The sequence below is a fragment of the Mesorhizobium prunaredense genome, assembly GCF_900156895.1.
GTDB classification, from domain to species: domain Bacteria; phylum Pseudomonadota; class Alphaproteobacteria; order Rhizobiales; family Rhizobiaceae; genus Mesorhizobium; species Mesorhizobium prunaredense.
The window spans coordinates 363,217-387,493 of sequence record NZ_FTPD01000067.1 but is presented as its reverse complement, the minus strand read 5'-3'; the positions used below and the strand labels follow the sequence as shown (position 1 = coordinate 387,493).

Below are 24,277 nucleotides of genomic sequence, written 5' to 3'. Positions count from 1 at the left end.
TCTAGGTCTGTTTGGCGGTTGCGGCTGCCGCCGGAAATTTGCTGAGCAGTGCGTCGACCAGTTTGGAAAACCCGATGCCTTTCGACGATTTGATCATCACCACGTCGCCCGGCTTCAGCGCCGACAGAAGCACCAGTTTCAGATCCTCTGCGCCGGCGCGATACTCTGTCTCGAACTCATCAGGCAGGATGTCGGCCAGCGCCCGCATTTGCGGGCCGGCGAGAAAGACCGTGCGCGTGTCGGTGCCGACGATGAGATCGGCAAGGGCCGCGTGCAGCTTCGCCGAATGGTCGCCGAGCTCGAGCATGTCGCCGAGCACCGCGATGCGCCTGCCTTCGCCCGACACCGGCGTCGCGTTGAGCAGCGCCATTGCTGCGCTCATCGACGCCGGATTGGCGTTGTAGCTCTCGTCGATCAGCGTGATCGGACCTTTCGGGTGGCGCAGCACATGGCGCTTGCCGCGTCCGCGTTCGGCCGAAAGATCGGCCAGCGCCAGCGCCACCCTGGCGATGTCGGCGCCGACCAGGTGCGCGGCGCCCAGCACGGCCAGCACATTCTGCACCATGTGGCGGCCCGGCGCGCCGACCCTGGCGGTGATCTCCTGACCGCCGATCTTGGCGGCGATGACGGAATGATCGGCATGCAGCGCGCATGTCAGCAGCTTGAAGGTCGCACGGGCGTTCTCGCCAAAGCCGTAGATGTGCTCGACGCCGGCGGCTCTCGCCATCTTGTCCAGAAGCTTCCAGCGCGGGTCGTCGCGGTTGAGAAGGACGGCGCCGTCCGGTTCCAGCCCTTCGAAAATCTCGGCCTTGGCCTTGGCGATCTCGTCCAGATTGCGGAAGAAGCCGAGATGTGCCGCGGCGATCAGCGTGACGATGGCGACATGCGGCCGGACCATCTTGGCCAGTGGCCGGACCTCGTCGGGATGGTTCATGCCGATCTCGAACACGGCATAGTCGCAATCCACAGGCATCCGCGCCAGCGTCAGCGGCACGCCCCAGTGGTTGTTGAAAGACTGCGCCGATGCGTGCACCTTGCCGACCACCGACAGCACATGGCGCAGCGCTTCCTTGGTGGTGGTCTTGCCCGCCGAACCGGTCACCGCGATGATCTTGGCATTCGAGCGCGCGCGGGCGGCCAGCCCCAGCTTTTCCAGCGCGGCCAGCACGTCCTGCACGACGATCATCGGCGCCGTCAGCCGCCCGAGCGACGGCAGCTTGCCCTCGGCGACGACCAGCACGCCGGCGCCGGCCTTGATGGCGGCGGTCGCGAAATCATGGCCGTCCATCGCCTCGCCCTTGATCGCGAAGAAAGCATCGCCCGGCTCAAGGCTGCGGCTGTCGATCGAGATGCCGCTGATACCCTCCGGCATCGGCCCGAGCGGTCGTCCGCCCATGGCGGCGACGAGATCCTCTGACGTCCACAGGAAGCTCATGCGGCGCGCTCCCGGAGCGCGGCGCGAACCTCCTCATGGTCGGAAAAATGCAGCGTCTCGGCGCCGATGGTCTGGCCTTCCTCATGCCCCTTGCCGGCCACGATCAGCGTGTCGCCGGCATGGAGCATGGCGACAGCCTGGTGGATCGCCTTGCGCCGATCGCCGATCTCGATGCCGCCGGGTGCAGCGGCAAGGATCGCGGCACGGATCGTTTCGGGCACTTCCGAGCGCGGATTGTCGTCGGTGACGATGACGACATCGGCGAGCCGCGTGGCGATCCCCCCCATGATCGGCCGCTTGCCGCGGTCGCGGTCGCCGCCACAGCCGAACACGACGATGACGCGGCCGGTGGTGAACGGCCGCACCGAGGCCAGCACGTTTTCCAGCGCGTCCGGCTTGTGCGCGTAATCGACATAGACCGGCGCACCGTTGGCAGTGGTGCCAACAAGGTCCAGCCGGCCCGGGGCGCCCTTCAATTTCTCCAACGCCATCAGGGCTTTGGCGGCAGGTGTTCCAGTGGAGATGGCGAGGCCCGCCGAAACCAGGGCATTGGCGATCTGGAAATCGCCGGCCAGCGGCAGGTCGATCTCGTGGAGAACGCCATCGACTTCCACCTCGGCGCGTTGGCGGTGGCGCTCGTGCTCGACCCGCTTCAGTGTCAGGAATTCGCCGTGGCGGCCAACCGTCAGCACATCCAGTCCCGCGGCCCTTGCCGCCTGGATCGTCGGCTCCGACCAGGGATCGTCGGCAAAGATGACGGCCGGCGCGCCCTTCGGCAGCAGCGCGTCGAACAGGCGCAGCTTGGCGCGATGATAATGCTCGACTGTCGGATGATAGTCCATGTGATCGCGGCCGAGATTGGTGAACCCGCCGGCTGCGAGCTTCACGCCGTCAAGCCGGCGCTGATCGAGACCATGGCTGGAGGCCTCCATCGATGCGTGGGTGACGCCGGCATCCGCCAGTTCGCGCAGCAGCCTGTGCAGGTCGACCGGGTCGGGGGTGGTCAGCGAGCCGTACTCGTTGCGGTGCGGCGCCACCACGCCGGTTGTGCCGATCGAAGCAGCGGCAAAGCCTGACTGCTCCCAGATCTGCCTGGTGAAAGCCGCAACCGATGTCTTGCCGCTGGTGCCGGTCACCGCGACCATGGTTTGCGGCTGCCTGCCGAAGTAGCGGGCCGCACTCAGCGCCAGCGCCAAGCGCGGATCGTCGACGGCGAAAACCAGCACCGGCAGTCCGGCGACGGCGCTGCCCTTGCCGGCCACGATCGCTGCGGCGCCGCGCTTGGCGGCATCGGCGGCATAGGCCGCGCCATCGGTCTTGGTGCCAGCGAGCGCGAAGAAGACCACGCCCGGTCCTACCTGGCGGGAATCCGAAGAAATCCCGGTAACCTCCGTATCGAAGGAAGCTGTCCCCTCGACAGGCAGGATACCGGCTAGGTCTTTCAGCTTCATCGAACCCCGTTCATAGCAACAAAATAGCGCGCAGTTGCCGGCGCGCCCTCAGAATCACTGATAGGAAACCAGCGTTGCACCATTTTCATGGCTGAAATCTGGCTTCACGCCAAGCATGGAAGCCGAACGTCGGATAATGTTTGCAGCCATGACGCCAGCATTCGAGGCGGCCGTCGCACCCATGCCGGGTTTTTCCGGCTTCGGTTCGTCGGCGATGGTAAGCACGATGTATTGTGGATCGTCCATCGGGAAAGCCGCGACGAAGGCGTTGAAGTTCTTGTCCTTTGAGTAGCGGCCGTTGACAACCTTCTCGGCCGTTCCCGTCTTGCCGCCGACGCGATAACCTGGAACCCTGGCGTTCCTGCCTGAGCCTTTCTCGGCATTGAGTGCGTAGAGATAGCGCATGTTCTCGGAGGTCTTGTCGCTGACGACTTTCTTGGCCACCGACATCGCCTGTTCCCGCGCCCGTCTCAGGAATGTCGGCTGGATCAGATAGCCTCCGTTCATCAGCGCGGCACAGCCGACCGCCGTCTGCAGCGGCGTCGTCGACACACCGTGACCAAAGGCGATGGTGATCGAATGGACCTGTTTCCAGACTTTGGGCTCGGTCGGGCGGGCGACCTCAGGCAGTTCCGTCTGCATTCTCTCGAGGATGCCCAGGCGATGCAGGAATTCGCGGTGCCCCTCGATACCAACCGCTTCGGCTTCCTTGGCCGAACCGATGTTGGACGAATAGATGAACACTTCGGGCACCGACAGCACCCGGGACTTGCCATGAAAATCATGGATGGTCTGGCGGCCGATCCTGATCGGGCGCGTAGCGTCGAAACGGCTTTCCAGCGTCACTTTGCCGGAATCGAGCGCCATGGCGGTGGTAAAGCTCTTCAAGGTCGAGCCCATCTCGTAGAGGCCGGCCGACATGCGGTTCAAGCGGTCCTTGTCGTGCGCATTATAGGGATTGTTCGGATCGAAGTCCGGAACCGAGGCCATCGCGACCACTTCGCCGGTCTTGACATTGAGAACGACGGCGCCCGCCGCGATTGCGCGGTATTTTTCCATGCCGGTGGCGACCTCGTCGCGCACGATATGCTGGACGCGCAGGTCGATCGAGAGCTGCACCGGCTTCAAATCCTTGGCCACCGCCAAGCCGGACGCCTGAAGATCGCTCAGCCCCTGTTCGTCGATGTATTTCTCCATGCCGGAGATGCCCTGGTTGTCGATGTTGGTGAGGCCGACAATGTAGGACGAGGTTTCGCCGGCCGGGTAGAAGCGGCGCTTTTCGGTGCGGAAGCCGACGCCGGGAATGCCGAGCTGCAGAATCTCCGATTGTTGCTTGGGCGTCAGTTGCCGCTGCAGCCAGACGAAGCCGGCGCCGCTCTTCAGCTTGTGATAGGTCTGCTCGTAGTCGATTTCGGGAAGCACCGTCGCCAGTTTTTCGATCGCCTCGTCGGCGTCGACAATGCGGCGCGGTTCGGCAAACAGCGACGCCGTCTTGATGTCGGTCGCCAGAACTTCGCCGTTGCGGTCGACGATGTCGGGCCGCGACGCCGTCACCCGGCTCTGCGGACCGCCGGACAGGTCGGGGTTCTGGAAACCAAGATAGACCAGCCGCCCGGTGATGGTCAGATAGATGCCGAAAAACACCGCCATCGTCATCACGACGCGGGTCCTGCCCTTGCCGCCGGTCGCCTTGCGGGCGCCTTCGACCACAATCGATCCGTCGTCGCCGGACTTGGCGCGGCGCGTCAGCAGACTGGCGAGCAAGGGAACTCTTGCGGCCCTGGCAAGTTTGGCGATCATTGGACGATGCCTCCGGTGATCACGGGGTCGTTGCCCATCGGTTCCTTGCCGGAACTGTCGGCCATGCCGCCCAGCCGCTCGGACGAAAGGTCCTCGATGGTAAGGGGTTTTGCCGGCAGATCGTCCAGCCCGATGATCTGGCGGGCGCTGACCGGCTCGAGCTCGAGTTGCGATTTATAGATCTCGGCCAGCTTTTGCAGGCGCGACGGCTGGGTAAGCAGGCTCCAGTCCGCCTTCAGGAGATCGATCGTATCCTCCTCGTAGCGGATCTGCGCCTGGATCTTGTGCACCGCCGCCAATTGCTCCTCGGCCTCGCGCTTGGTCTTGAAGGTCAAGGCCGCGGCCGAAACCATGACGGCGATAAGGACTATGTCGCTGGTACGAAACACGTGCTCACCTCTCTCCCGGCCGCTCGACGCCGGGAAGTTTTGGGCCGGGAAGTTTTGGATCAGGAAGTTTTGGAAGCCCGAAAATCGAAAAATCGCCGGCGCGCGCCGGCGCGTCGGTGCGGATCGCAGCGCGCAGCCTTGCCGAGCGCGCCCGCGGATTGGCCGATATCTCGGCCTCACCGGGCGTCACGCCGCTGCCGATCTTTTTGAATGTGGCGCTGCGCGCCTGCGCCTCGGGCAGGTGCCGCGATCCGCTCGCCGCATCGGCGCGATCGGCGATGAAGCGCTTGACGATACGGTCTTCCAGGGAGTGGAACGTCACCACGGCCAGCCGCCCGCCCGGTTTCAGCACGCGTTCAGCCGCAAACAGCGCTTTGGCCAGTTCGCCGAGTTCGTCGTTGACGAAAATGCGCAACGCCTGGAAGACGCGGGTCGCCGGATGGATCTTGTCCTTCGGCGCGCGGCCGATATGCGTCTCAATGGCATCTGCAAGGTCGAGCGTGCGCTCGAACGGATGTTTTTCGCGACGGCTTTCAATCATGCGGGCGATGCGGCCGGCATGGCGCTCTTCGCCAAGAAACCCGAAGATGCGGGCAAGATCGCCCACCTTGAAAGAATTGACGACATCGGCGGCGCTCAAGCCCGCTTGCGCCATGCGCATATCGAGCGGTCCGTCGGCACGGAACGAAAAACCGCGCTCCGCCTGATCGATCTGCATGGAGGAGATGCCGATGTCGAGCACGACGCCGTCAGCGCTTTCGACATGCTCGTCCAATGTCGAGAACGGCGCCTGGACGAGCCGGAGCCTGCCGCCCGATTGTTGCTCGAGAACACGACCGGCAGCAATCGCATCCGGATCGCGGTCGATCGCGACAACCGAGGCGCCGCTCGCCAGAATGGCTTTGGCGTAGCCGCCGGCGCCGAATGTGCCGTCGACGAACACCTCGCCAGTTTTGGGCGAAAGCGCCTCCAGCACTTCGGCAAGGAGGACCGGAATGTGACGGGCCGGTCCGCCAACGGCGTGAGGGTCATCGCCGTAGCCCGCCATCATTCCGGCCGCTCCCCAGGCTTCGTCCCCTGCCGAAGCTGCAAAAGCCGGGCGCGTGCCTCCGCCCCATAGGCGGTTAGCCGCCCAGGTTCCCAGATCTGAAAGAAATTGCCGCGGCCGACAAAAGCCACTTCCGCGGAAATGCCGGTGTGCTCGCGGATGAAATCGGTCATCGAGATGCGGCCGTCCTGATCGAGCTTGAGAAAGGTTCCATCGCCATGGCAGAAGAACGACATGTCGTCCGAGGTCTGCAGGAAGGGGTCTTCCTGCGCGATGCGCTGCTCGTAGCGGTCGAGCAGGTCGAGCCCGCCGACATCCAGCGCCGGACGGTCCAGGCAGCGCAGCGCATAGAGTTCCGAATAACCGCGCTTCTGCACAACCGCACGGAAATGCGCTGGAACGGACACCCGCCCCTTCGCATCGATCCTGTTCACCGCGCTTGACAGAAACCGGTCCATTACGCGTTACGGCCGCTTGCGCCGCCGCACCCCTCTGCATCTTCCCGCCCGCGCCGCCGCAGCGCGGTCCCTGCCCAAAACTCGCTTCGTTCCGCCCAAAACTCACTTCGTTCCGAAAGGCGAAAACAGGCAAACGCGCAGGCGCCGCGGCTGCCCGATTGGCGTACGCTTCACCCTGACGCGGAACGAAGGCTTGAATATCTGAATGGGATATCATGGGGCACTATGGGCGTCAACGGGAATAGGCTTCACAAAACGCGCGCCACAACCGATGAGGGCAGCTTTGACGGCACTCCCGTGTTTATGCTCCATTAAGCCTAACGAAGCGTTTAGAGCGGTTTTCCGGCGCGGTTCAGCGCTTGCCTGCCGGTGTCACCCGGCATAGCGTCTGCGCATCCTTCTCCTCAAAGTCAGGGTTCGAAAAACGATGTCCGAAACAGCGAAGTCGCGCGCCGCCACCCTCGCCCATTTGCGTGGCGTCAAGCTCGCCAAGGGCGATCCGGTCTCGCTGCCGCTGACAATGACGACAACTTTCCATCTGCCCGGCAGCCCGGCCGGCGTCAGCCAGTACGGGCGCTACGACAATCCGACATGGGAGGCGGTGGAAGACATGCTCGGCCACCTTGAGGACGCGCCGTCCGTAGCGTTCCCGTCGGGCATGGCCGCGATCGCGGCGGTCTTCTTCGCCCTGCTCAAGGCAGGCGATCGCATCCTGTTGCCGTCCGATGGCTACTACACGCCGCGCCTGCTTGCCGAGCGCTTCCTCAAGCCTTTAGGCGTGTCGTTCGACACACGACCGACCAAGTCCTTTGTGGACGGCGGTTTTTCCGGCTTCCGGCTGGTGTTCGTCGAGACCCCATCCAATCCCGGGCTGGACATTTGCGACCTGGCCGGCGTGGCGCGGCTTGCGCACGAGGCCGGCGCGCTGGTCGTCGCCGACAACACCACGATGACGCCTTACGGTCAGCGCCCGCTCGACCTCGGCGCCGACATCGTCGTTGCCGCCGACACAAAGGCGCCCAATGGCCATTCCGACGCGCTGTTCGGCCATGTCGCCAGCCGTGACGCCGGCATCATCACCGCCATCCGCGAGTGGCGCAAACTGTCGGGCTCCATCCCGGGACCATTCGAAGCCTGGCTGGTCCATCGGGGCCTCGAGACGCTGGAAGTCCGCTTCGAGTGCATGTGCAGATCGGCCGAACTGATCGCCCGACGCCTGACAAATCATCGAGCCGTGAAATCCGTCCGCTTTCCTGGACTGGAGGATGACCCTTCACACAATCTGGCGACCACCCAGATGGAACGTTTTGGCTTCCTTGTCGGCCTCGACCTGGGGAGTGAGGCCAGGGCCGAAGCGTTCATCGGCGCCTGCGCCCTGATCCAGCCGGCGACCTCCTTCGGCGGCGTCCACTCTTCGGCCGAGCGGCGCGCCCGTTGGGGTGATGCGGTGCCGCCCGGCTTTGTTCGCCTGTCGGTCGGCTGCGAGCCGGTGGAAGCGCTTTGGCAGGCGATCGAGGCGTCACTGGCCCGGGGCTAGACGGCGCCGGCGGTTGAACGAACCGATCACGAAGCCAGATCGTCGGCTTCGATATTGCGCCGGCCATGCAGCACGCGCAGGATCTCGACTGCATCCTCGCCGACACGGTACAAGGTGAGGTATTCGCCGACGACCAGATGGCGGATGCCGGGCGCAATGTCTTCGCGCGGTGCGCCCGAGAAAGGATGCCGGGCCAATAAATCCCAACGCCTCTCCAGGATGTTCACGAGGCGGATCGCCGCATCAGGATTGTGTTCGGCAATGTAGTCGCCGATAAGTTCGAGGTCGATTAATGCCTGAGGAAGCAGGCGGTATTTCACTCCTCAAGGCCTTTGGCCTCGGCCATTTTCAGATATTTGGCGCGCAGTCGTTCCATGATTGGCGGCCCGTCCAGCGCCGGTCCGCTGTCGATCCCCTCCTGCACCAGCTTGCGCAACTCCTCGACTGTGTAGCCGTGCAAGTCACGGCGGTCCTTCCATTGCCTGAGTGCGTCGCGGATCACCTCACTCGCCGAAGCATATTCGCCGGCGGCGACCACATCGTCGACCGCCGCCGCCAGTTCCGGCGAAAGCGTGATGCTGCGTTTGTCGACCTGGCCCATGATGCGCTCCTGATATTGCCCGGCCTATGGTACGATTTAATCGTACCAGTTTCAAGAAACGCTTGCTCGATGCACAGCCCAGTGAAAGCTGATTCAGTCAATGAAGCGCCTGAACCAGCAGGCGCGCCCGAAGACGCAACCCGCTGATATCAGGGAGTTTCCTTGTAGAACCTGGACGAAATTGCCAGCTGGCCTGTAAGCCGGGTTCTGTATGGCCCTCGCCCCTTGCGGCGCGAGAACGTGGCGGCCATTCATCTTGGACGCATGTTGCCATGCGCCTCATGCAACCTACCCGGGCGGTGAGCCGGAAACAGCCCTCGAGGGTTTCCCCTCGCACCGCCCCTATTCGGTCTTGCTCCCGGTGGGGTTTACCGTGCCGCTCCTGTTGCCAGTCGCGCGGTGGGCTCTTACCCCACCCTTTCACCCTTACCACGACGGATCGTGGCGGTTTGCTTTCTGTGGCACTCTCCCTAGGGTCGCCCCCGCCGGCCATTAACCGGCACCGTGTCTCCATGGAGCCCGGACTTTCCTCACCCGCAGCCTTTCGGCTTCGCGGGTGCGGCCGCCCGGCCAGCTGGCAAGGCGTATAAAGGGATTCACATTCGAAAACGCAAACAAAAAAGCAGGTCCCGGTCTATTACGCCGGCGCTCCAAGCGCGGCCAACTGCACTTTGACCTTGCCGCAATAGGCCGCGGAAATCGGGTTCATCCGCTTGGCGCCATGGCCGGCATTGTACTTCAGGATCGTGCCGCATGTCGTGCCGTCGCCGAGGTTGCGCGCCATGGCGAGGTATTTCATGCCGTATTTGATGTTGGTCTCGGGATCGTGGAGACCCTTGATCGAGCCGCTGTAACCCATCATCCGCGCCGTCGACGGCTTGATCTGCATCAGGCCGATCTCACCGGCGCTGCCGACCTGGTTCGGCTGAAACCTGCTCTCGATCATGATGACGGCCTTGGCGAGCGAGACCGGCACACCATTGCTGGCCGCATGACGCTCGATGATCGTCGAATACTGGCCGCTATCGCCAGCGGCCGCCGGCTTCGGCGCCGCCGCCTGGCTTTTCCGGCCGATCGACGCCGTCGTCGCCTGGTCGATGCGGGTCCTGTTGCGCTTCACATGCCGCCTGGAGACTGCCTTCTTTGCAACGACTGGCTTCTTTGCAGAGACTGCCTTCTTTGCAGAGACCTTTTCCGCCTTTGCGGATGCTGGCTTTTTCGCCTTCACCGCAGCAGCTTTTTTCACCGTTGCGGAGGCTGTCCTTTTTTCCCCGGCGTCTTGCCCGGCTTTCGGCGTGGCAGTCTTATCGGACGCGGTCATGAAACCCTGGTCGGCTCGCTGGCTCAAAGGCGCGCCATTGGCCGCACCGATGGCAAAAGTTATTACGCCGGCAGCAACAGCTGCCGTTAAAACGGTCAATTTCTGCATGGGATCCTGTTCTGTTTGAACCGCGCGAAGAACTTCACGCAGCTACGCCAATCAACGTCGGAACATTTGGGAGGCTGTAGGTCCGACAACTTGCACGGATCGCCTTTGACGGCCGAATTGGCGGCAAAAAAGGCGAGGCAAGTCACTTTAAGTGACAGGCTGTAACTTACAGCCAGGAAAAGACTACTTGGGCGGAACTGCCCTCACCGAGTCGAGCAGCCGTTCCAGCGTGCGAATTGTCGATCCGTCGGCCACGCCATCCACTTTGCGTTGCCGGAAATGCCTCTGGAAAGCCTCGACCACAATTTCGGTTTGCCGGTCGAAAGCGCCTGATATCTCCACGCCATAACCGTAGAGCGCCAGCATCGACTGCAACGCCTCGACCTCGGCAGACGCGTCGCCGGCCTTCAGCACCGCGCCGCGCCTGAGCGGTGCCGCTTCGACGAGATGGCCGACACCGGCCTCGAACAGGGCCTTCCAGGGGAATCTCTCGCCCGGGTCGATCTTGCGTCCCGGCGCCACGTCGGAATGGGCCAGCACCCGTTGAGCTGGGATGGAATGGCGCTGAACAATCCCCTTGCACAGGCCGATCACGGCATCGATCTGCCGTTTCGGAAAATTCCGGTAGTCCAGCGAATGCCCCGGATTGACGATCTCGATGCCGACCGAACAGGAGTTGATGTCGCTGCGTCCGAACCAGGAACTCTTGCCGGCATGCCAGGCACGGTCGCTTTCCCTGACCATCTGGACGATGCGGCCGTCCTCATGGACGAGATAGTGCGACGAAACCTCGCTGGCCGGATCGCACAGCCATGCTTCGGCGCCGGCGCCGGTCTCCATGCCGGTGTAGTGCAGCACGATCATGTCGGGCTTCTCGCGTCGTGGACCGAAATTCGGCGATACCCTTACCTCGGCGATCGGCTCGTCGGGCAGGAAGCCGCTCATGCGTGCCGCAGGCCCCGTTCGATCATCTCATAGGCCGCGTTGATGGCCGCTATCCTGCTGGTTGCGATCTTGATGAATTCCTGCGGCAGGCCGCGTGCGATCAGCCGGTCGGGATGGTTGTCCGAGACCAGCTTGCGATAACGCTTCCTGACCTCCTCGAAGGTTTTTCCCCGCTCGATGCCGAGCACGACATAGGGATCGGCCGCACCCAGGTCGACGTGCCGGGCCAGAATGCTCTGGTAATGCGCCTCCTCGATCCGGAAGATCTCGGCGATGCGATGCAGGAACTGGCCTTCGCGCTCGTGGACCAGCCCGTCGGCCTTGGCGATATGGAACAGCCCGTCGAGAATGTCCTCCAGCATCGCGCAGTTCGAATGACCGGAGCCGCAAAGCTGCGCCATCCGTGCGGCATAGGTCTCGAAGCCGGCGATGTCACGCTTGGCCAGATCGTAGAGCCGCGCCACATTGCGCGTCTGTTCCTTCGGCACTTCGAATATCTGCTGGAAGGCGCGCACCTCGTCCTGGGTGACGATGCCGTCGGCCTTGGCCATCTTGGCCGACAGCGCGATCATCGCCACCGAGAAGGCGACGCGCCGGCGCAGGTCGGGGTCGCCGGAGAAAACCGTGCGCACAGCCTCGACCACGTCGGCGACGCCGGACGAGGTTGAGGACGAAACGCGTGTGATGAAGTCGCCGAGGCGATCCCAAATCGACATGGGCACCTATTAGGGCTAACTGGCCACCGCTATCAAGCCCACCGCTATCAAGCTGAAGACAATGCCGCAGGGCCGGCCCAGCCGATTTCGCGGCCGCCTGAGCAGCTGGCACAACCGTCGATCATGGAAAATTAGCAGGCAGCAGCGGCCATAGCACGCGAAACTGCAAGCCTTCGTCACCTCGCCATTTCGGCCCCTTCTGCTGGGCCGCGCCCAAGCTTGCGGCGGCGGCCGCAAGAGACTGTCCTGACGTCAGAAGGCCGGCACGATGCCGGCCTTCTGTTCATCACATAAGGACTACTGCGCCGGCGCAGGCTGGGCCGGAGCCGGCTCGGCCGGCTTGGTCGCATCAGGAGCCGGCTGCATCGGCTGTTCGTTCGCCGGCGGATTGGTGCTCTGCGTGGTGGTGGCGTCGCCGCTCGTGCCGCTGTCGCTGCAAGCCGCAACGCCAAGCAGGGCAAGCGCCGAAACCGACGCAAGAATGAGTTTCTTCATGACATCTCTCCTCTGATCACGCCCCCGCTACCGGTGACGATCGAGGACAGAATGCACCAAATGCCCCATGGGTTTCATAACGTTGCGTTTCCGTATGTAACATCATCTGCTTTTGCGTTGCCGGCGAAGCCATGGCGAATTAACACCAAACCATGGCGAATTAGCACATTTGAATCAATAAAATGCCTGGGAGAGCTGCCGTGACCGCCAAATGGGATTTCTGGATCGACCGCGGCGGCACCTTCACCGATGTCATCGGCCGGGACCCGCAAGGCGGGCTGCACCCGCGCAAGCTGCTCTCCGAAAATCCCGAAGCCTATGCCGACGCCGCCATCCAGGGCATTCGCGATCTGCTCGGACTAAAATCCGGCGCGCCGATCCCATCCAGCTTGATCGGCGACATCAAGATGGGCACCACCGTTGCCACCAACGCGCTTCTGGAGCGCAAGGGCGACCGTGTGCTGCTGCTCATCACCAGGGGATTTCGCGACGCGCTGAGGATCGCCTATCAGGCGCGGCCCGATATCTTCGCCAAGCAGATCATCCTTCCCGAACAGCTCAGCGAGCGCGTCATCGAGGTCGACGAGCGCGTGCGCGCCGACGGCCGCGTCGAAAGGCTGCTCGACATCGCCGCCATGCGCCCGGCCATCGAACAAGCCAGGGCCGACGGCATCGACGCGGTGGCGATCGTGTTCATGCATGCCTGGAAATATCCCGACCACGAAAAGGCGGTTGCAAAAGTCTGCAGGAAACTGGGGTTTTCGCAGATCTCGGTCAGTCATGAGGTCTCGCCGCTCATCAAGCTGGTCGGACGCGGCGACACGACCGTGGTCGACGCTTATTTGTCGCCGATTCTGTCGCGCTATGTGCAGAGGGTGGCAGAAGAGCTGGGCGTTGCGCCAATCTCCCCCCTCGAGGGGGAGATGTCGGCGAAGCCGACAGAGGGGGTCGTCTCAGAAGGCACCGCCAGAGCGTCGAACCCAGTCGAGCCGACCCCACCCGGCGGCTTCACCGCCACCCTCCCTTCAAGGGGGAGGGAATCCCCCCGCCTCATGTTCATGATGTCGTCCGGCGGCCTTACCGCCGCCGATATGTTCCAGGGCAAGGACGCGTTGCTGTCCGGTCCGGCCGGCGGCGTCGTCGGCATGGTCGAGACTGCAAAGCTCGCCGGTTTCGACAAGGTCATCGGCTTCGACATGGGCGGCACCTCAACCGACGTCGCCCACTACGACGGCGACTATGAGCGCGCCTTCGACACCGAGGTTGCCGGCGTGCGCATCCGCGCGCCGATGATGCGCATTCACACCGTCGCCGCCGGCGGCGGCTCCATCCTGCACTACGAGGCCGGCCGTTTTCGCGCCGGGCCGGATTCGGCCGGCGCCAATCCCGGCCCGGCCGCGTACCGGCGCGGCGGCCCGCTGGCCGTCACCGACGCCAATGTCATGCTGGGCAAGCTGCAGCCCGACTTCTTCCCGGCCATTTTTGGACCCGGCCAGAACGAGCCGCTCGACGTGCAAGCCGTGCGCGAGGAATTCGCAGCACTCGCCGCCGAAATCGGCGACGGCCGCACGCCGGAGGCGGTGGCCGAAGGGTTCGTCACCATCGCCGTCGAAAACATGGCCAACGCCATCAAGAAGATTTCCGTGCAGCGCGGCTACGACGTCACCGAGTATCTCCTGAATTGTTTTGGCGGCGCCGGCGGCCAGCACGCCTGCCTCGTTGCCGACGCACTCGGCATGGAGGCGGTGCTGATCCATCCGTTCTCCGGCCTGCTGTCGGCCTATGGCATTGGGTTGTCCTCGATTTTTTCGTCGCGCCAGCAGGCGCTGCTGAAACCGCTGGCGGAAGTGTCCAGGCCGGCAATCGACGAGCTCATCGCGACATTGCGAAAAGCCGTCATCGACGAACTTGCCGCGCAAGGCATTGCCGAGGACGCGGTCACCTCGAAACCGGTGCTGCAGATCCGCTATGACGGCACCGACACCGCGCTGCCGGTGAATTTCGAGCGCGGCTCGATCGCACGCGCCAAGGCGGATTTCGAAGCCGCCCACAAGGCGCAGTTCGGCTTCGTCTATGACGACAAGCCGATGATCGTGGAATCGGTCGGCGTCGAAGGTATCGACAGCGGCGGCGCCGGCCGCGAGGAAAGTGATTCAATCCTTGAGGACATCGCCGCAAGCCCTTCGGAAAATCGGCAAATCTTCATCGACGGCACCTGGCGAGACGCCGGCATTTTCCGCCGCGAGGCGCTCAAACCGGGGCACAAGCTTGCCGGCCCTGCCCTGGTCATCGAACCGAACCAGACCATCGTCGTCGAACCGGGCTGGCAGGCCGAAATCACCGCCAAGAACCACGTGCTCCTGCGTCGCATCGAGAAAAAGCGCCGGCTGGCGGCGCTCGGCACCGAGGCCGATCCGGTCATGCTGGAGGTGTTCAACAACCTGTTCATGTCGATCGCCGAACAGATGGGCGTGACGCTGCAAAACACCGCCTATTCGGTCAACATCAAGGAACGGCTGGATTTCTCCTGCGCCGTCTTCGACCGCAATGGCGCGCTGGTCGCCAACGCGCCGCACATGCCGGTGCATCTCGGCTCCATGGACCGTTCGGTGGAAACCATCATCCGGCTGAACTCCGGCGACATCCACCCCGGCGACGTCTTTGCGCTGAATGCGCCTTATAATGGCGGCACGCATCTGCCTGACATTACGGTGGTGACGCCGGTGTTTGAGAAAGAGCGCCCAATCTCCCCCCTCGTGGGGGAGATGTCGGCGAAGCCGACAGAGGGGGGCGCTGTCCCGCTAACGCCTCCAAGTGGCGAGGCGGCATATCGCGAAGCTGAGCGCTCGACGTTGCCCCCCTCTGCCCTGCCGGGCCAATCGCCAAAGATCCTCTTCTACGTCGCCTCGCGCGGCCATCATGCCGACATCGGCGGCACCGCGCCCGGCTCGATGACGCCGCTCGCCACCACCGTCGACGAGGAAGGCGTGCTGTTCGACAATTTCCGCATCGTCGATCGCGGCCGGTTCCGCGAGAACGAGCTGGAGACGCTGCTCACCGACCACCCCTACCCGGCACGCAACCCGCACCAAAACATCGCCGACCTCAAGGCGCAGATTGCTGCCAATGAAAAGGGCGTTGCCGAGCTGCGCAAGATGGTCGAGCATTTCGGCCTTGGCGTGGTCGAAGCCTATATGGGCCATGTCCAGGACAATGCCGCCGAAAGCGTTCGCCGCGTGCTGGAGCGGTTGCCCGACAGCTCGGTATACGAGTATCCGACCGACACCGGCCAAGTCATCAAGGTAAAAATATCGGTCGACCGGAAAAGGCGCGAGGCGACCGTCGACTTCACCGGCACGTCGCCGGTCATGAAGAACAACTTCAACGCCCCCGAGCCGGTCGCCCGCGCAGCCGTGCTCTACGCCTTCCGCGTCATGGTCGAGGACATGATCCCGATGAATGCCGGGTGTCTGAGACCGATCAACATCATCATTCCCGAGGGTTGCATGCTGAAGCCGACCTACCCGGCCGCGGTGGTCGCCGGCAATGTCGAGACCTCGCAGCATGTCACCAATGCGCTGTTCGGCGCCATGGGCGCGATGGCCAATGCGCAAGGCACGATGAACAACCTCACCTTCGGCAACAAGCAGTACCAGTATTACGAGACGATCTGCTCCGGCTCGCCGGCAGGCCGGATGAACAACGGTCGCGGCTTTGCCGGCACCTCCGGCGTCCACACCTACATGACCAATTCGCGCCTGACCGACCCGGAAGTGCTGGAGTTGCGGTTCCCCGTCCTACTTGAGGATTTCCACATCCGCGAAGGCTCCGGCGGCAAAGGCAAATGGAGTGCCGGCGACGGCACCGAGCGCACCATACGTTTCCTCGAAAAGATGGAATGCGCCATCCTGTCCTCGCATCGCAGCCGCCCGCCGCAAGGCCGGGACGGCGGCGGCGATGGCGAGATCGGCTCGACCAAGGTCCGCCGCAAGGATGGCCGCATCGAAGTTTTGAAGGCTTGCGACCAGACGCTGCTCGATGCCGGCGAAGCCGTCATCGTGACGACGCCGACGCCGGGCGGATTTGGCAAGGCCTGAATTCGCCTCAACAGACTGTCATCCATCTGTCATCGCTGAGCGCTACCCGCTTGCGCCAGAGCAAACGGGGAATCGCCTTGTCATGACGGATATTTCCGGAGAACTGGTTTTTCGCCGCGGCAAGCAAGTTGGCAAGGCCGTCTACCAGAACCGCCCGCTGTCGAAGGCCGGCCTCTCAGAACGGCTCTTCGCCTTGCTGTTTTCCGGCCTCGTCTATCCGCAGATCTGGGAAGACCCCGACGTCGACATGGAGGCGATGCAGCTTGGCCAGGGCCACCGCGTCGTCACCATCGCCTCGGGCGGCTGCAACATCCTTGCCTATCTCACCCGGTCGCCGGAACGGATCGACGCCGTCGATCTCAACGCCGCCCATATCGCGCTCAACCGCATGAAGCTCGAAGCGGTGCGCCATCTGCCGTCGCAGGGCGACCTGTTCCGTTTCTTCGGTGCTGCCGAGACCCGTCACAATTCGCAGGCCTACGACCGTTTCATCGCGCCGCATCTCGACCCGGTCAGCCGCCATTACTGGGAACATCGCAACTGGCGCCGGCGTCGCCGCATCGCCGTCTTCGACCGCAACTTCTACCAGACCGGCCTGCTCGGCCTGTTCATCGCCATGGGCCATCGCACCGCCAAATTCTTCGGCGTCGATCCGGCCGGCATCATGGAAGCCAAAAGCCTGGCCGACCAGCGCCGCTTCTTCGACGAGGAGCTGGCGCCGGTCTTCGAAAAACCGTTGCTGAAATGGGCAACATCGCGAAAAGCCTCGCTGTTCGGCCTCGGCATTCCGCCGGCGCAGTACGATTCGCTGATCACCTCGGGCGACGGCACCATGGCCAGCGTGCTGAAGGCCCGGCTGGAAAAGCTCGCCTGCGACTTTCCGCTGGAGAACAACTATTTCGCCTGGCAGGCTTTTGCCCGCCGCTACCCCAATCCCGGCGAGGCGGCGCTGCCTGCCTATCTCGAAAGACGCAACTACCAGGCAATCCGCAACCATGTCGACCGCGTCGCCATCCACCATGCCAATCTGATCGAATTCCTTGCCGGCAAGGATGCCGGTTCGGTCGACCGCTTCGTCCTGCTCGACGCGCAGGACTGGATGACCGACGACCAGCTCAATGCGCTGTGGGCCGAGATCACCCGCACCGCGTCGACCGATGCCCGCGTCATCTTCCGCACTGCGGCCGAACCCAGCCTGTTGCCCGGCCGGGTCTCGAATTCGCTGCTCGACCAGTGGAGCTATGCGGACGAGGCCTCGCGCGAATTCTCGGCCCGCGACCGTTCGGCCATCTATGGCGGCTTCCACCTTTATGTGAAGCAGGCGGCATGAGCGCGACCGAACTGCCGGCCAGGCACGGCGAACCGCCGGCCGGGCACGGCGAGCTGATGGACGGCGTCTACCGCTGGCAGCGCCACATCTACGACCTGACCCGCAAATATTACCTGCTCGGCCGCGACCGGTTGATATCAGGGCTGGAAGTTCCGGCCGGCGGCACCGTGCTTGAACTCGGCTGCGGTACCGGCCGCAACATCGTCCTCGCCGCCCGCCTTTATCCCGACGCCCGCTTCTTCGGTCTCGATATTTCAGCCGAAATGCTGGAAACGGCCACTGCTGCCATTGCCCGCGAAGGCCTGTCCGGCCGCGTCAAGCTGGCGCGCGGCGACGCCACTGATTTCGACGCGAAGGCGCTATTTTCCGTCGAAAGTTTCGACCGCATTTTTGTCTCCTATTCGCTGTCGATGATCCCCGGCTGGGAGAAGACCATATCCGCGGCACTTGCAGCCCTGTCACCCGGCGGTTCGCTGCACGTCGTCGATTTCGGCCAGCAGGAGGCCCTGCCCCGCTGGTTCCGCACGCTGCTGCGCGGCTGGTTGAGAAAATTCCATGTCGAGCCGCGTGCATCGCTGCGCGACGTTCTGGAATCGGAATCCGAGCGGAATGGCGCAAGCCTTCGGTTCAGAACGCTTTATCGCGGCTACGCCTGGCTCGCCGTGGTCGGGCAGCGCAGCTAGTCAGGGTGTGTTGAAATTCAGGTCAGGCCGAGCCGGAGTCGAAGACGGGCAACTTCGCGCGTCAGGAGCGGACTTTGCTGTCCACCTCGCCACGCTCTTCACGAGAACGAACTCTGAATCGGCTTAGACTAGACCTGGCGAACGCCGCTTATGTCTTCCGGCGCGAAAGGCCAACGCTCAACCGAGTATCCTCTTGACTCGTCCGGGCTTCCCGTTGCGGTCGCGCCATTTGCAAACATCGGCTCTCCAACAGCGACGGGGATTTTTGGCGATCGCAATGCAACTCAACCAGATATTGCGACTTGCCACGCGGAGCAGCTGGAAATTTATCCTGCCCTCCTTCTACAAAACGCGAGAGCAAGCCATGATGGGCTGGTCGTATTCATCGCGAGACCACTATCCTGGGAGAAGCGAAGCGGCCAAATGCGTAACTGGGTGACAAAGTTATGGCGCTCGCTTTCTGCCGGCGGCCTCGTCGTGGGCACGCTGTTCTTCGTAGCTTCTCTTACGCCGACCCTTGTTCCTCGAACCTATCTGACCCAGGGCCTGCTCTCCGGGGCATGTTTCGCGGCCGGATACGGCATCGGAGTCGCGTGGCGCTGGCTGTGGGCCTATATGGAGCTTCCAGAACCGCGTGAGCGGTTCCTGCTTGCTCTCAAGATCGCCGTCGCGGCCATTTGCGCAGCAATCGCCATCTTGTTTTTATGGTGGGCAGCGGAATGGCAAAATTCAATCCGTCAACTGATGCACCTCGAACCTGTGACGAGCGCGCATCCGCTTGAAGTCTGCGTCATCGCGATCGTCACGTTCCTGATGCTCATCGCGCTGGCCCGGCTCTTCAAACGCATCTCCCGTTTGATTTCAGAAAGGTCGGGCCGCTTCGTCCCCCGCAGGGTTTCGAATGTGATCGGTTTCACTGTCGCGATACTGTTGTTCTGGGCGGTCGCAAATGGCGTGCTCGTCCGCTACGCGCTCTACGTCGCCGATTCGTCCTTCGCAACGTTTGATGCCCTCGTCGAACCGGATCGAGCGCAGCCGACACCTCCGCTCAAGACCGGCAGTGCCGCTTCCCTCGTCAGCTGGAAAGAACTTGGACGGGCAGGACGAGAGTTCATCGCGACGGGACCTACCGCTAGCGAGATAAGCACGTTCACGCATAAGGATGCGCGCGAACCCATCCGGGTCTATGTGGGGCTTCGGGCGGCCGACACTGCCGAAGAGAGGGCGCAACTTGCCCTTGAGGAATCAAAGCGCGTCGGGGCCTTCGAACGCTCCGTACTGGTCGTCATCACGCCTACCGGAAGTGGCTGGATCGATCCCGCCTCGATGGATACGGTTGAATACCTCCACAATGGCGACGTGGCGAGTGTTGCCCAGCAGTACTCCTATCTGTCGAGCCCGCTATCGTTGCTGGTCGAGCCGGAATACGGCTCGGAAGCAGCAAGGGCTTTGTTTGCCGCAGTCTATGAATACTGGACGACGCTTCCCGACGACAGGCGACCCAAACTCTATCTGCATGGCCTGAGCCTCGGAGCGATGAACTCCGAGAGATCGGTGGAGCTTTTCGAGATCCTTGGTGATCCTGTCCAAGGGGCGCTGTGGAGCGGTCCGCCCTTTGAGAGCAGAATTTGGCGCAGCATAACGGAGCATCGCAATGCCGGTACGCCCGCTTGGTTGCCGCGGTTCCGGAACGGTTCGTTCGTCCGCTTCATGAACCAGAATGGCGAGACCGGTCCGGCGGACGCGCCTTGGGGTCCCATGCGCATTGTCTACCTCCAATATGCCAGCGATGCGATTACGTTTTTCGATTATCGCGACTTCTATCGTCGTCCCGAGTGGATGGACGCTCCACGCGGCCCGGACGTCTCGCCGGAACTGCGGTGGTATCCGGTGGTATCGATGCTACAGTTGGCCCTTGACATGGCCGTCGCGACCAATACGCCGATGGGCTATGGTCATGTCTTTGCGCCCGAACACTACGTCGACGCGTGGCTCGCGGTGACTGATCCGCAGGGCTGGTCTGCCGACCAGATCGCGCGATTGAAGCAGTATCTTGCCGCTCGCGGCAGGATGTGATCGCTGCCTACGACGAGCGCGTTATGCGAGCGGTTTGCTTACGCCTTCACCAGCGCTGCCAGCATGATCTGCGGCCGGTAGCCGAGCTTGGCCGGCGTCAGGCCGAGCCGCACCACTACAAGCTGCTGCGAGGGGATGACGGCGACCGTCTGCCCGTCATGGCCTTGCATCCAATAGCTATCCCTTGGAAGGCCCGCAGCGGTGCCGGCGCCGGGGCTCTCTTCGTCGCCCGGACCCTCGATCCACACCTGGCCCCTGCCATAGACTTTCGAGGCAGGCGCGGGCTCCCGCATCCAGGCGACGAAGCCCGCAGGCAGGATCTCCTTGCCGTTCCAGACACCGTCCTGCAGCAGGAATTGGCCGAAGCGCGCCCAGTCGCGAGCGGTGGCGTAGAGATAAGATGAACCGACGAAGGTGCCGTGCTCGTCGGCCTCCAGCACCGCGCTCCGCATGCCGAGCGGGTCGAACAGCGCAACCCTCGGCCACGCCAACGCCTCGTCCTTGTCGCCGACCGCATCCTGCCAAAGCCGCGACAGCATCGCTGCCGTGCCGCTTGAATAGGAAAATACCTTGCCCACCTCGCCGGTCAGCGGCTTGGATCCGGCAAAGCCCGCCATATCAGGCTCGAGATAAAGCATCCGCGTCACGTCGGTGACGTCGCCATAATCCTCGTTGAACTCGAGCCCGCTCGACATTGCCATCATGTCGGCGAGGCTGATGGCGGCGCGGCCGTCCGCTTTCCAGGGTCCGAACAGGCCCTGGTTCGTCATCACCATCTTGCCGTCCTTCACCACCGTGCCGACGATCGCGGCATTGACCGTCTTGGTCATCGACCAGCCAAGCAGCGGCGTCTTTTCGGTAAAGCCTTCGCCATAACGCTCGGCGACGATGCGGCCGTTCCTGACCACCACCACAGCCCGCATACCGGCGCCGGTCATTGCAGGATCGTCGAGGATTTTCGCGATTTCGGGGTTTTGTGAGGCATCGACCTTGTCGCCCTCCGGCCAGAGCGCGTCGAGCGGTGGCGCCGGTGTCAGCGCCGGCCCGGCGACTGCTTTGGCCCTGGCGATGTCGCCGCCCGGAACCGCGGTGCAGCCAAGCCCGTCCCGAACGACAGCGACGCTCTTGCCGAACACGCCGAACAGCCCGGCCGAAACCGTGCCCTGCTCCTTGTCGACGGACACCCGCATCAGCCGCAGCAGTGGATGGCCCGGCGCCTGCACGTCGACGGCGAGCACCTCATCGGCATCGCGTCCGGCGATGAAGACGTTCGAGCAGACGATCTTGGCCGTATAGCCCGAGCCGACACGGATCAGTTCCGGCGGCGCCAGATACAGCCAGGCAGCGAGTGCTGCGACCGCCAGCACAGCCAGCCCGAGCAGCCATTTCGCCAGCCTCAGAACAGTCTGCATTCTTCCGACTCTCCCCGGACGCTCATCCATGCCATTGATTTGCCGCCATTGCTTCGGCAAAATCGCGGTTCTGGTCGAGCGCTGTCAACGGAATATCAACCATGATCGGCGATCACTGATGCATGTCGGCCCAAAAGTGCGCAGCGGTTTTGGGACAAACGACATGCATAAAAACAACGATTAAGGCGCGCCGTTGCGGCGCGTCTTAAGATAGGAGAGCGGTCCTGTGGGGCGATCGCTTGGGGGCACGGTCGAGGGACCACCTGCAGCAACAACCCATCAGCGGCCGGCTGAAACCGGTTCAGGAGTAGCGATGCGCCGTTTCGCGGCTTTCATCTTGCTGACGCTGCTGGGCGCCTGCTCGACCGTCGACGATCTTGCGCCTCCCTCATCGAGCGCCCCGACCGTTGCGGTGCGTGCACCCCGTTTTGACGACTCCGACCCGCATGAGTGGGACAGCGGCGCGCCGTGGAACTATGCCGTTCATGGCACCGACGTCTCCAAATACCAGACCTCGGTCGATTGGCCGGCGACCAGGGCCAGCGGCATTTCCTTCGTTTTCATCAAGGCGACGGAAGGCGGCGATCGCTTCGATTCATATTTCAACGAGCATTGGAGCCGCACGAAAGCCGCCGGAATCCCGCGCGCCGCCTATCATTTCTACTATTTTTGCACGCCGGCCGCGACGCAGGCGCGCTGGTTCATCCAGAACGTGCCCAGAGACCGGTCGGCAATGCCGCCGGTTCTCGACATGGAATGGAACCCGCAATCGCCGACCTGCAAGCTGCGCCCCAATGCGGCCACGGTGCGCAGCGAGATGAGCACTTTCCTCGAAATCGTCGAAAAGCACTATGGCAAGAAGCCGATCATCTACACCTCGATCGATTTCTTCGACGACAACGGCCTGTCGGCCTTCCGCGGCTATCCCTACTGGCTGCGTTCGGTGGCCGGCCACCCGCGCAAGAGATACGGCAGCCACCCGTTCACCTTCTGGCAGTACACCGGAACCGGTATTGTGCCGGGCATCCCAGGGAAGGCCGATATCAACGTGTTCAACGGCACGGAAGCCACCTGGAACAAATGGCTGCGGCAGAACACCCGTTGACAGCGGGCCCGCAGCCTGCTTTTCGACACAGCCAATGAAGGACGCCTGCAACCGCCGGTAATCTTCTCGGGAGGATGGCGATGCGATTGCGCTTGGAAATTCTCGCGGCGCTGTTTCTGGCCGCCACTGCCGCGCCGGCGGTGGCACAGCAATGCGGCGGCGATTTCGAGGCATGGAAGCAGGGCGTTACGGCCGAGGCGAAGAACGCCGGCGTCGGCACTGCCGGACTTGAGGCGCTGGAAACCGCCGCTCTCGATGGAAAGGTGCTGGCGCGCGATCGCGGCCAAGGCGTCTTTACCCAGACCTTCATCGAGTTTTCGAACCGCATGATATCGGCCTATCGGCTGAAGCAGGGCGCGGTCATCTTAAAGAAATATGCCGACGTGTTTGCCCGCGCCGATCGCGAATTCGGCGTTCAGGCCCCGGTCATTGCCGCCTTCTGGGCGCTGGAAACCGATTTCGGCGCCGTGCAGGGCGATTTCCAAACGCTGAACGCGTTGGTCACCCTCTCTCACGACTGTCGTCGCCCGCAGCTCTTCCGGCCCCAGATCGTGCCATTGTTGACGCTGATCGATCGCGGCGTGGTCCCGGCCGACGTCACCGGCGCCTGGGCGGGCGAAATCGGCCAGACGCAGATGCTGCCTTCCGACTATCTCGGCCGAGGCGTCGACGGCGACGGCGACGAAGTGATCGACCTGCGCGGCAGCGCACCTGATGTGATTATGACCACGGCCAACAAGATCATATCGCGCGGCTGGAAACGCGACCAGCCCTGGATCGAGGAAGTCCGCGTGCCCGACGACTTGCCCTGGGACCAGACCGGCCGCACCAACAAGCTGCCGCTGACGCAATGGGCTCAGTGGGGTGTCACCAACCCGAACGGCATGCCGCTTGTCGACAACGGCCTGAAGGCAGGCCTCGCGCTGCCTATGGGACGCAAGGGGCCGGCCTTCCTGGTCTACGACAATTTCGACGTCTACCTCGAATGGAACCAGTCCTTCACCTATGCGCTGACCGCGGCAAATCTCGCCGCACGGCTGGCGGGTGCGCCGCAATTCGATCCGCGCAATCCCGAACCCGGCCTCAACGGAGATCAGATGAGGGCATTGCAGACAAAGCTCGAGGCCAGAGGCTATGACGTGGGAACAGTCGACGGCATCCTGGGCACCAACACCCGCGAGGCGATCCGCAAGGAGCAGATGCGGCTAAGCCTGCCGGTCGACGGCTGGCCGACACCGGAGCTTTTGGCGAAGCTGTAAACCGGTGAGGA

Annotated in this window: 21 protein-coding genes and 1 other RNA gene; 8 read left to right on the top strand and 14 right to left on the bottom strand. The window is 63.3% G+C overall.

Annotated elements, in window-relative coordinates:
* Position 1: 1 nt before the first annotated feature.
* From BQ8794_RS31110 to mraZ, 6 genes are read right to left on the bottom strand one after another with little or no spacing between them, the layout of a single operon-like run.
* Positions 2-1,435, bottom strand: coding sequence for a UDP-N-acetylmuramoylalanyl-D-glutamyl-2,6-diaminopimelate--D-alanyl-D-alanine ligase (locus tag BQ8794_RS31110; RefSeq protein WP_077383176.1), 1,434 nt, complete (start codon positions 1,433-1,435; stop codon positions 2-4).
* Complete coding sequence (locus BQ8794_RS31105; RefSeq protein ID WP_077383174.1) at positions 1,432-2,886, bottom strand: UDP-N-acetylmuramoyl-L-alanyl-D-glutamate--2,6-diaminopimelate ligase; 1,455 nt, start codon at positions 2,884-2,886, stop codon at positions 1,432-1,434. The genes BQ8794_RS31110 and BQ8794_RS31105 overlap by 4 nt, the downstream gene beginning before the upstream one ends.
* A 54-nt stretch (positions 2,887-2,940) precedes the next feature.
* A complete protein-coding gene (locus BQ8794_RS31100; RefSeq protein ID WP_244555172.1) occupies positions 2,941-4,686 on the bottom strand; it encodes a peptidoglycan D,D-transpeptidase FtsI family protein in 1,746 nt (581 codons plus the stop codon).
* Positions 4,683-5,075, bottom strand: coding sequence for a cell division protein FtsL (ftsL, locus tag BQ8794_RS31095; RefSeq protein WP_077383172.1), 393 nt, complete (start codon positions 5,073-5,075; stop codon positions 4,683-4,685). The genes BQ8794_RS31100 and ftsL overlap by 4 nt, the downstream gene beginning before the upstream one ends.
* Before the next feature lie 4 nt (positions 5,076-5,079).
* Positions 5,080-6,126, bottom strand: a complete 1,047-nt coding sequence (rsmH, locus tag BQ8794_RS31090) for a 16S rRNA (cytosine(1402)-N(4))-methyltransferase RsmH (protein WP_077383169.1) — start codon at positions 6,124-6,126, stop codon at positions 5,080-5,082.
* Positions 6,123-6,581 (bottom strand): division/cell wall cluster transcriptional repressor MraZ, encoded by a 459-nt coding sequence (mraZ, locus tag BQ8794_RS31085; protein WP_077383166.1) that lies wholly within the window; start codon positions 6,579-6,581, stop codon positions 6,123-6,125. The genes rsmH and mraZ overlap by 4 nt, the downstream gene beginning before the upstream one ends.
* Before the next feature lie 427 nt (positions 6,582-7,008).
* Between mraZ and BQ8794_RS31080 the strand changes: the two genes are divergently transcribed.
* Positions 7,009-8,118 carry a cystathionine gamma-lyase gene (locus tag BQ8794_RS31080; protein WP_077383163.1) on the top strand — a complete coding sequence of 370 codons (1,110 nt, stop codon included), beginning with the start codon at positions 7,009-7,011 and terminating at the stop codon, positions 8,116-8,118.
* 26 nt (positions 8,119-8,144) lie between these two features.
* On the opposite strand, the gene BQ8794_RS31075 is transcribed toward BQ8794_RS31080, so the two are convergent.
* From BQ8794_RS31075 to BQ8794_RS31060, 4 genes are all read right to left on the bottom strand, one after another.
* Positions 8,145-8,438, bottom strand: coding sequence for a type II toxin-antitoxin system RelE/ParE family toxin (locus tag BQ8794_RS31075; RefSeq protein WP_077383160.1), 294 nt, complete (start codon positions 8,436-8,438; stop codon positions 8,145-8,147).
* Positions 8,435-8,719 (bottom strand): type II toxin-antitoxin system ParD family antitoxin, encoded by a 285-nt coding sequence (locus BQ8794_RS31070; RefSeq protein WP_027153799.1) that lies wholly within the window; start codon positions 8,717-8,719, stop codon positions 8,435-8,437. The genes BQ8794_RS31075 and BQ8794_RS31070 overlap by 4 nt, the downstream gene beginning before the upstream one ends.
* 180 nt (positions 8,720-8,899) lie before the next feature.
* An RNA gene (gene rnpB / locus BQ8794_RS31065) (RNase P RNA component class A) lies at positions 8,900-9,297 on the bottom strand.
* A 59-nt stretch (positions 9,298-9,356) separates the two neighbouring features.
* A complete protein-coding gene (locus tag BQ8794_RS31060) occupies positions 9,357-9,839 on the bottom strand; it encodes a lytic transglycosylase domain-containing protein (protein WP_342188916.1) in 483 nt (160 codons plus the stop codon).
* Here BQ8794_RS31060 and BQ8794_RS36935 point away from each other — a divergent pair.
* Entirely contained in the window at positions 9,829-10,167 is a 339-nt protein-coding gene (locus BQ8794_RS36935; RefSeq protein ID WP_244555181.1) for a hypothetical protein, read from the top strand. The genes BQ8794_RS31060 and BQ8794_RS36935 overlap by 11 nt on opposite strands.
* Before the next feature lie 164 nt (positions 10,168-10,331).
* Here BQ8794_RS36935 and BQ8794_RS31055 read toward each other — a convergent pair whose 3' ends face one another.
* The 3 genes from BQ8794_RS31055 to BQ8794_RS31045 form a co-directional block, all read right to left on the bottom strand.
* Entirely contained in the window at positions 10,332-11,093 is a 762-nt protein-coding gene (locus BQ8794_RS31055; RefSeq protein ID WP_077383154.1) for an N-acetylmuramoyl-L-alanine amidase, read from the bottom strand.
* The gene (locus BQ8794_RS31050; protein WP_023798724.1) at positions 11,090-11,809 is read right to left on the bottom strand and encodes a J domain-containing protein; all 720 of its coding nucleotides are present in this window, start codon (positions 11,807-11,809) and stop codon (positions 11,090-11,092) included. Before BQ8794_RS31050 ends, BQ8794_RS31055 begins: the two co-directional genes overlap by 4 nt.
* Before the next feature lie 297 nt (positions 11,810-12,106).
* Positions 12,107-12,304: a hypothetical protein gene (locus BQ8794_RS31045; protein ID WP_077383151.1), complete on the bottom strand. Its 198-nt coding sequence runs from the start codon at positions 12,302-12,304 to the stop codon at positions 12,107-12,109.
* 200 nt (positions 12,305-12,504) lie between these two features.
* Between BQ8794_RS31045 and BQ8794_RS31040 the strand changes: the two genes are divergently transcribed.
* The 4 genes from BQ8794_RS31040 (at position 12,505) to BQ8794_RS31025 (ending at position 20,490) form a co-directional block, all read left to right on the top strand.
* Positions 12,505-16,401 carry a hydantoinase B/oxoprolinase family protein gene (locus BQ8794_RS31040; RefSeq protein WP_077383149.1) on the top strand — a complete coding sequence of 1,299 codons (3,897 nt, stop codon included), beginning with the start codon at positions 12,505-12,507 and terminating at the stop codon, positions 16,399-16,401.
* 82 nt (positions 16,402-16,483) lie between these two features.
* Positions 16,484-17,731 carry a BtaA family protein gene (locus BQ8794_RS31035; RefSeq protein ID WP_077383146.1) on the top strand — a complete coding sequence of 416 codons (1,248 nt, stop codon included), beginning with the start codon at positions 16,484-16,486 and terminating at the stop codon, positions 17,729-17,731.
* On the top strand, positions 17,728-18,414 hold the full coding sequence (locus tag BQ8794_RS31030; protein WP_077383143.1) for a class I SAM-dependent methyltransferase: 687 nt from the start codon (positions 17,728-17,730) through the stop codon (positions 18,412-18,414). Before BQ8794_RS31035 ends, BQ8794_RS31030 begins: the two co-directional genes overlap by 4 nt.
* A gap of 423 nt (positions 18,415-18,837) precedes the next feature.
* A complete protein-coding gene (locus BQ8794_RS31025; protein WP_077383141.1) occupies positions 18,838-20,490 on the top strand; it encodes an alpha/beta hydrolase in 1,653 nt (550 codons plus the stop codon).
* A 38-nt stretch (positions 20,491-20,528) separates the two neighbouring features.
* On the opposite strand, the gene BQ8794_RS31020 is transcribed toward BQ8794_RS31025, so the two are convergent.
* Positions 20,529-21,902, bottom strand: coding sequence for a serine hydrolase domain-containing protein (locus tag BQ8794_RS31020; protein ID WP_077383138.1), 1,374 nt, complete (start codon positions 21,900-21,902; stop codon positions 20,529-20,531).
* A 313-nt stretch (positions 21,903-22,215) separates the two neighbouring features.
* On the opposite strand from BQ8794_RS31020, the gene BQ8794_RS31015 reads away from it, so the two are divergent.
* Together BQ8794_RS31015 and BQ8794_RS31010 are read left to right on the top strand one after the other, a co-directional pair.
* Positions 22,216-23,007 (top strand): glycoside hydrolase family 25 protein, encoded by a 792-nt coding sequence (locus tag BQ8794_RS31015; protein WP_077383135.1) that lies wholly within the window; start codon positions 22,216-22,218, stop codon positions 23,005-23,007.
* An 80-nt stretch (positions 23,008-23,087) separates the two neighbouring features.
* The gene (locus BQ8794_RS31010) at positions 23,088-24,266 is read left to right on the top strand and encodes a lytic murein transglycosylase (protein ID WP_077383527.1); all 1,179 of its coding nucleotides are present in this window, start codon (positions 23,088-23,090) and stop codon (positions 24,264-24,266) included.
* Positions 24,267-24,277: the final 11 nt, after the last annotated feature.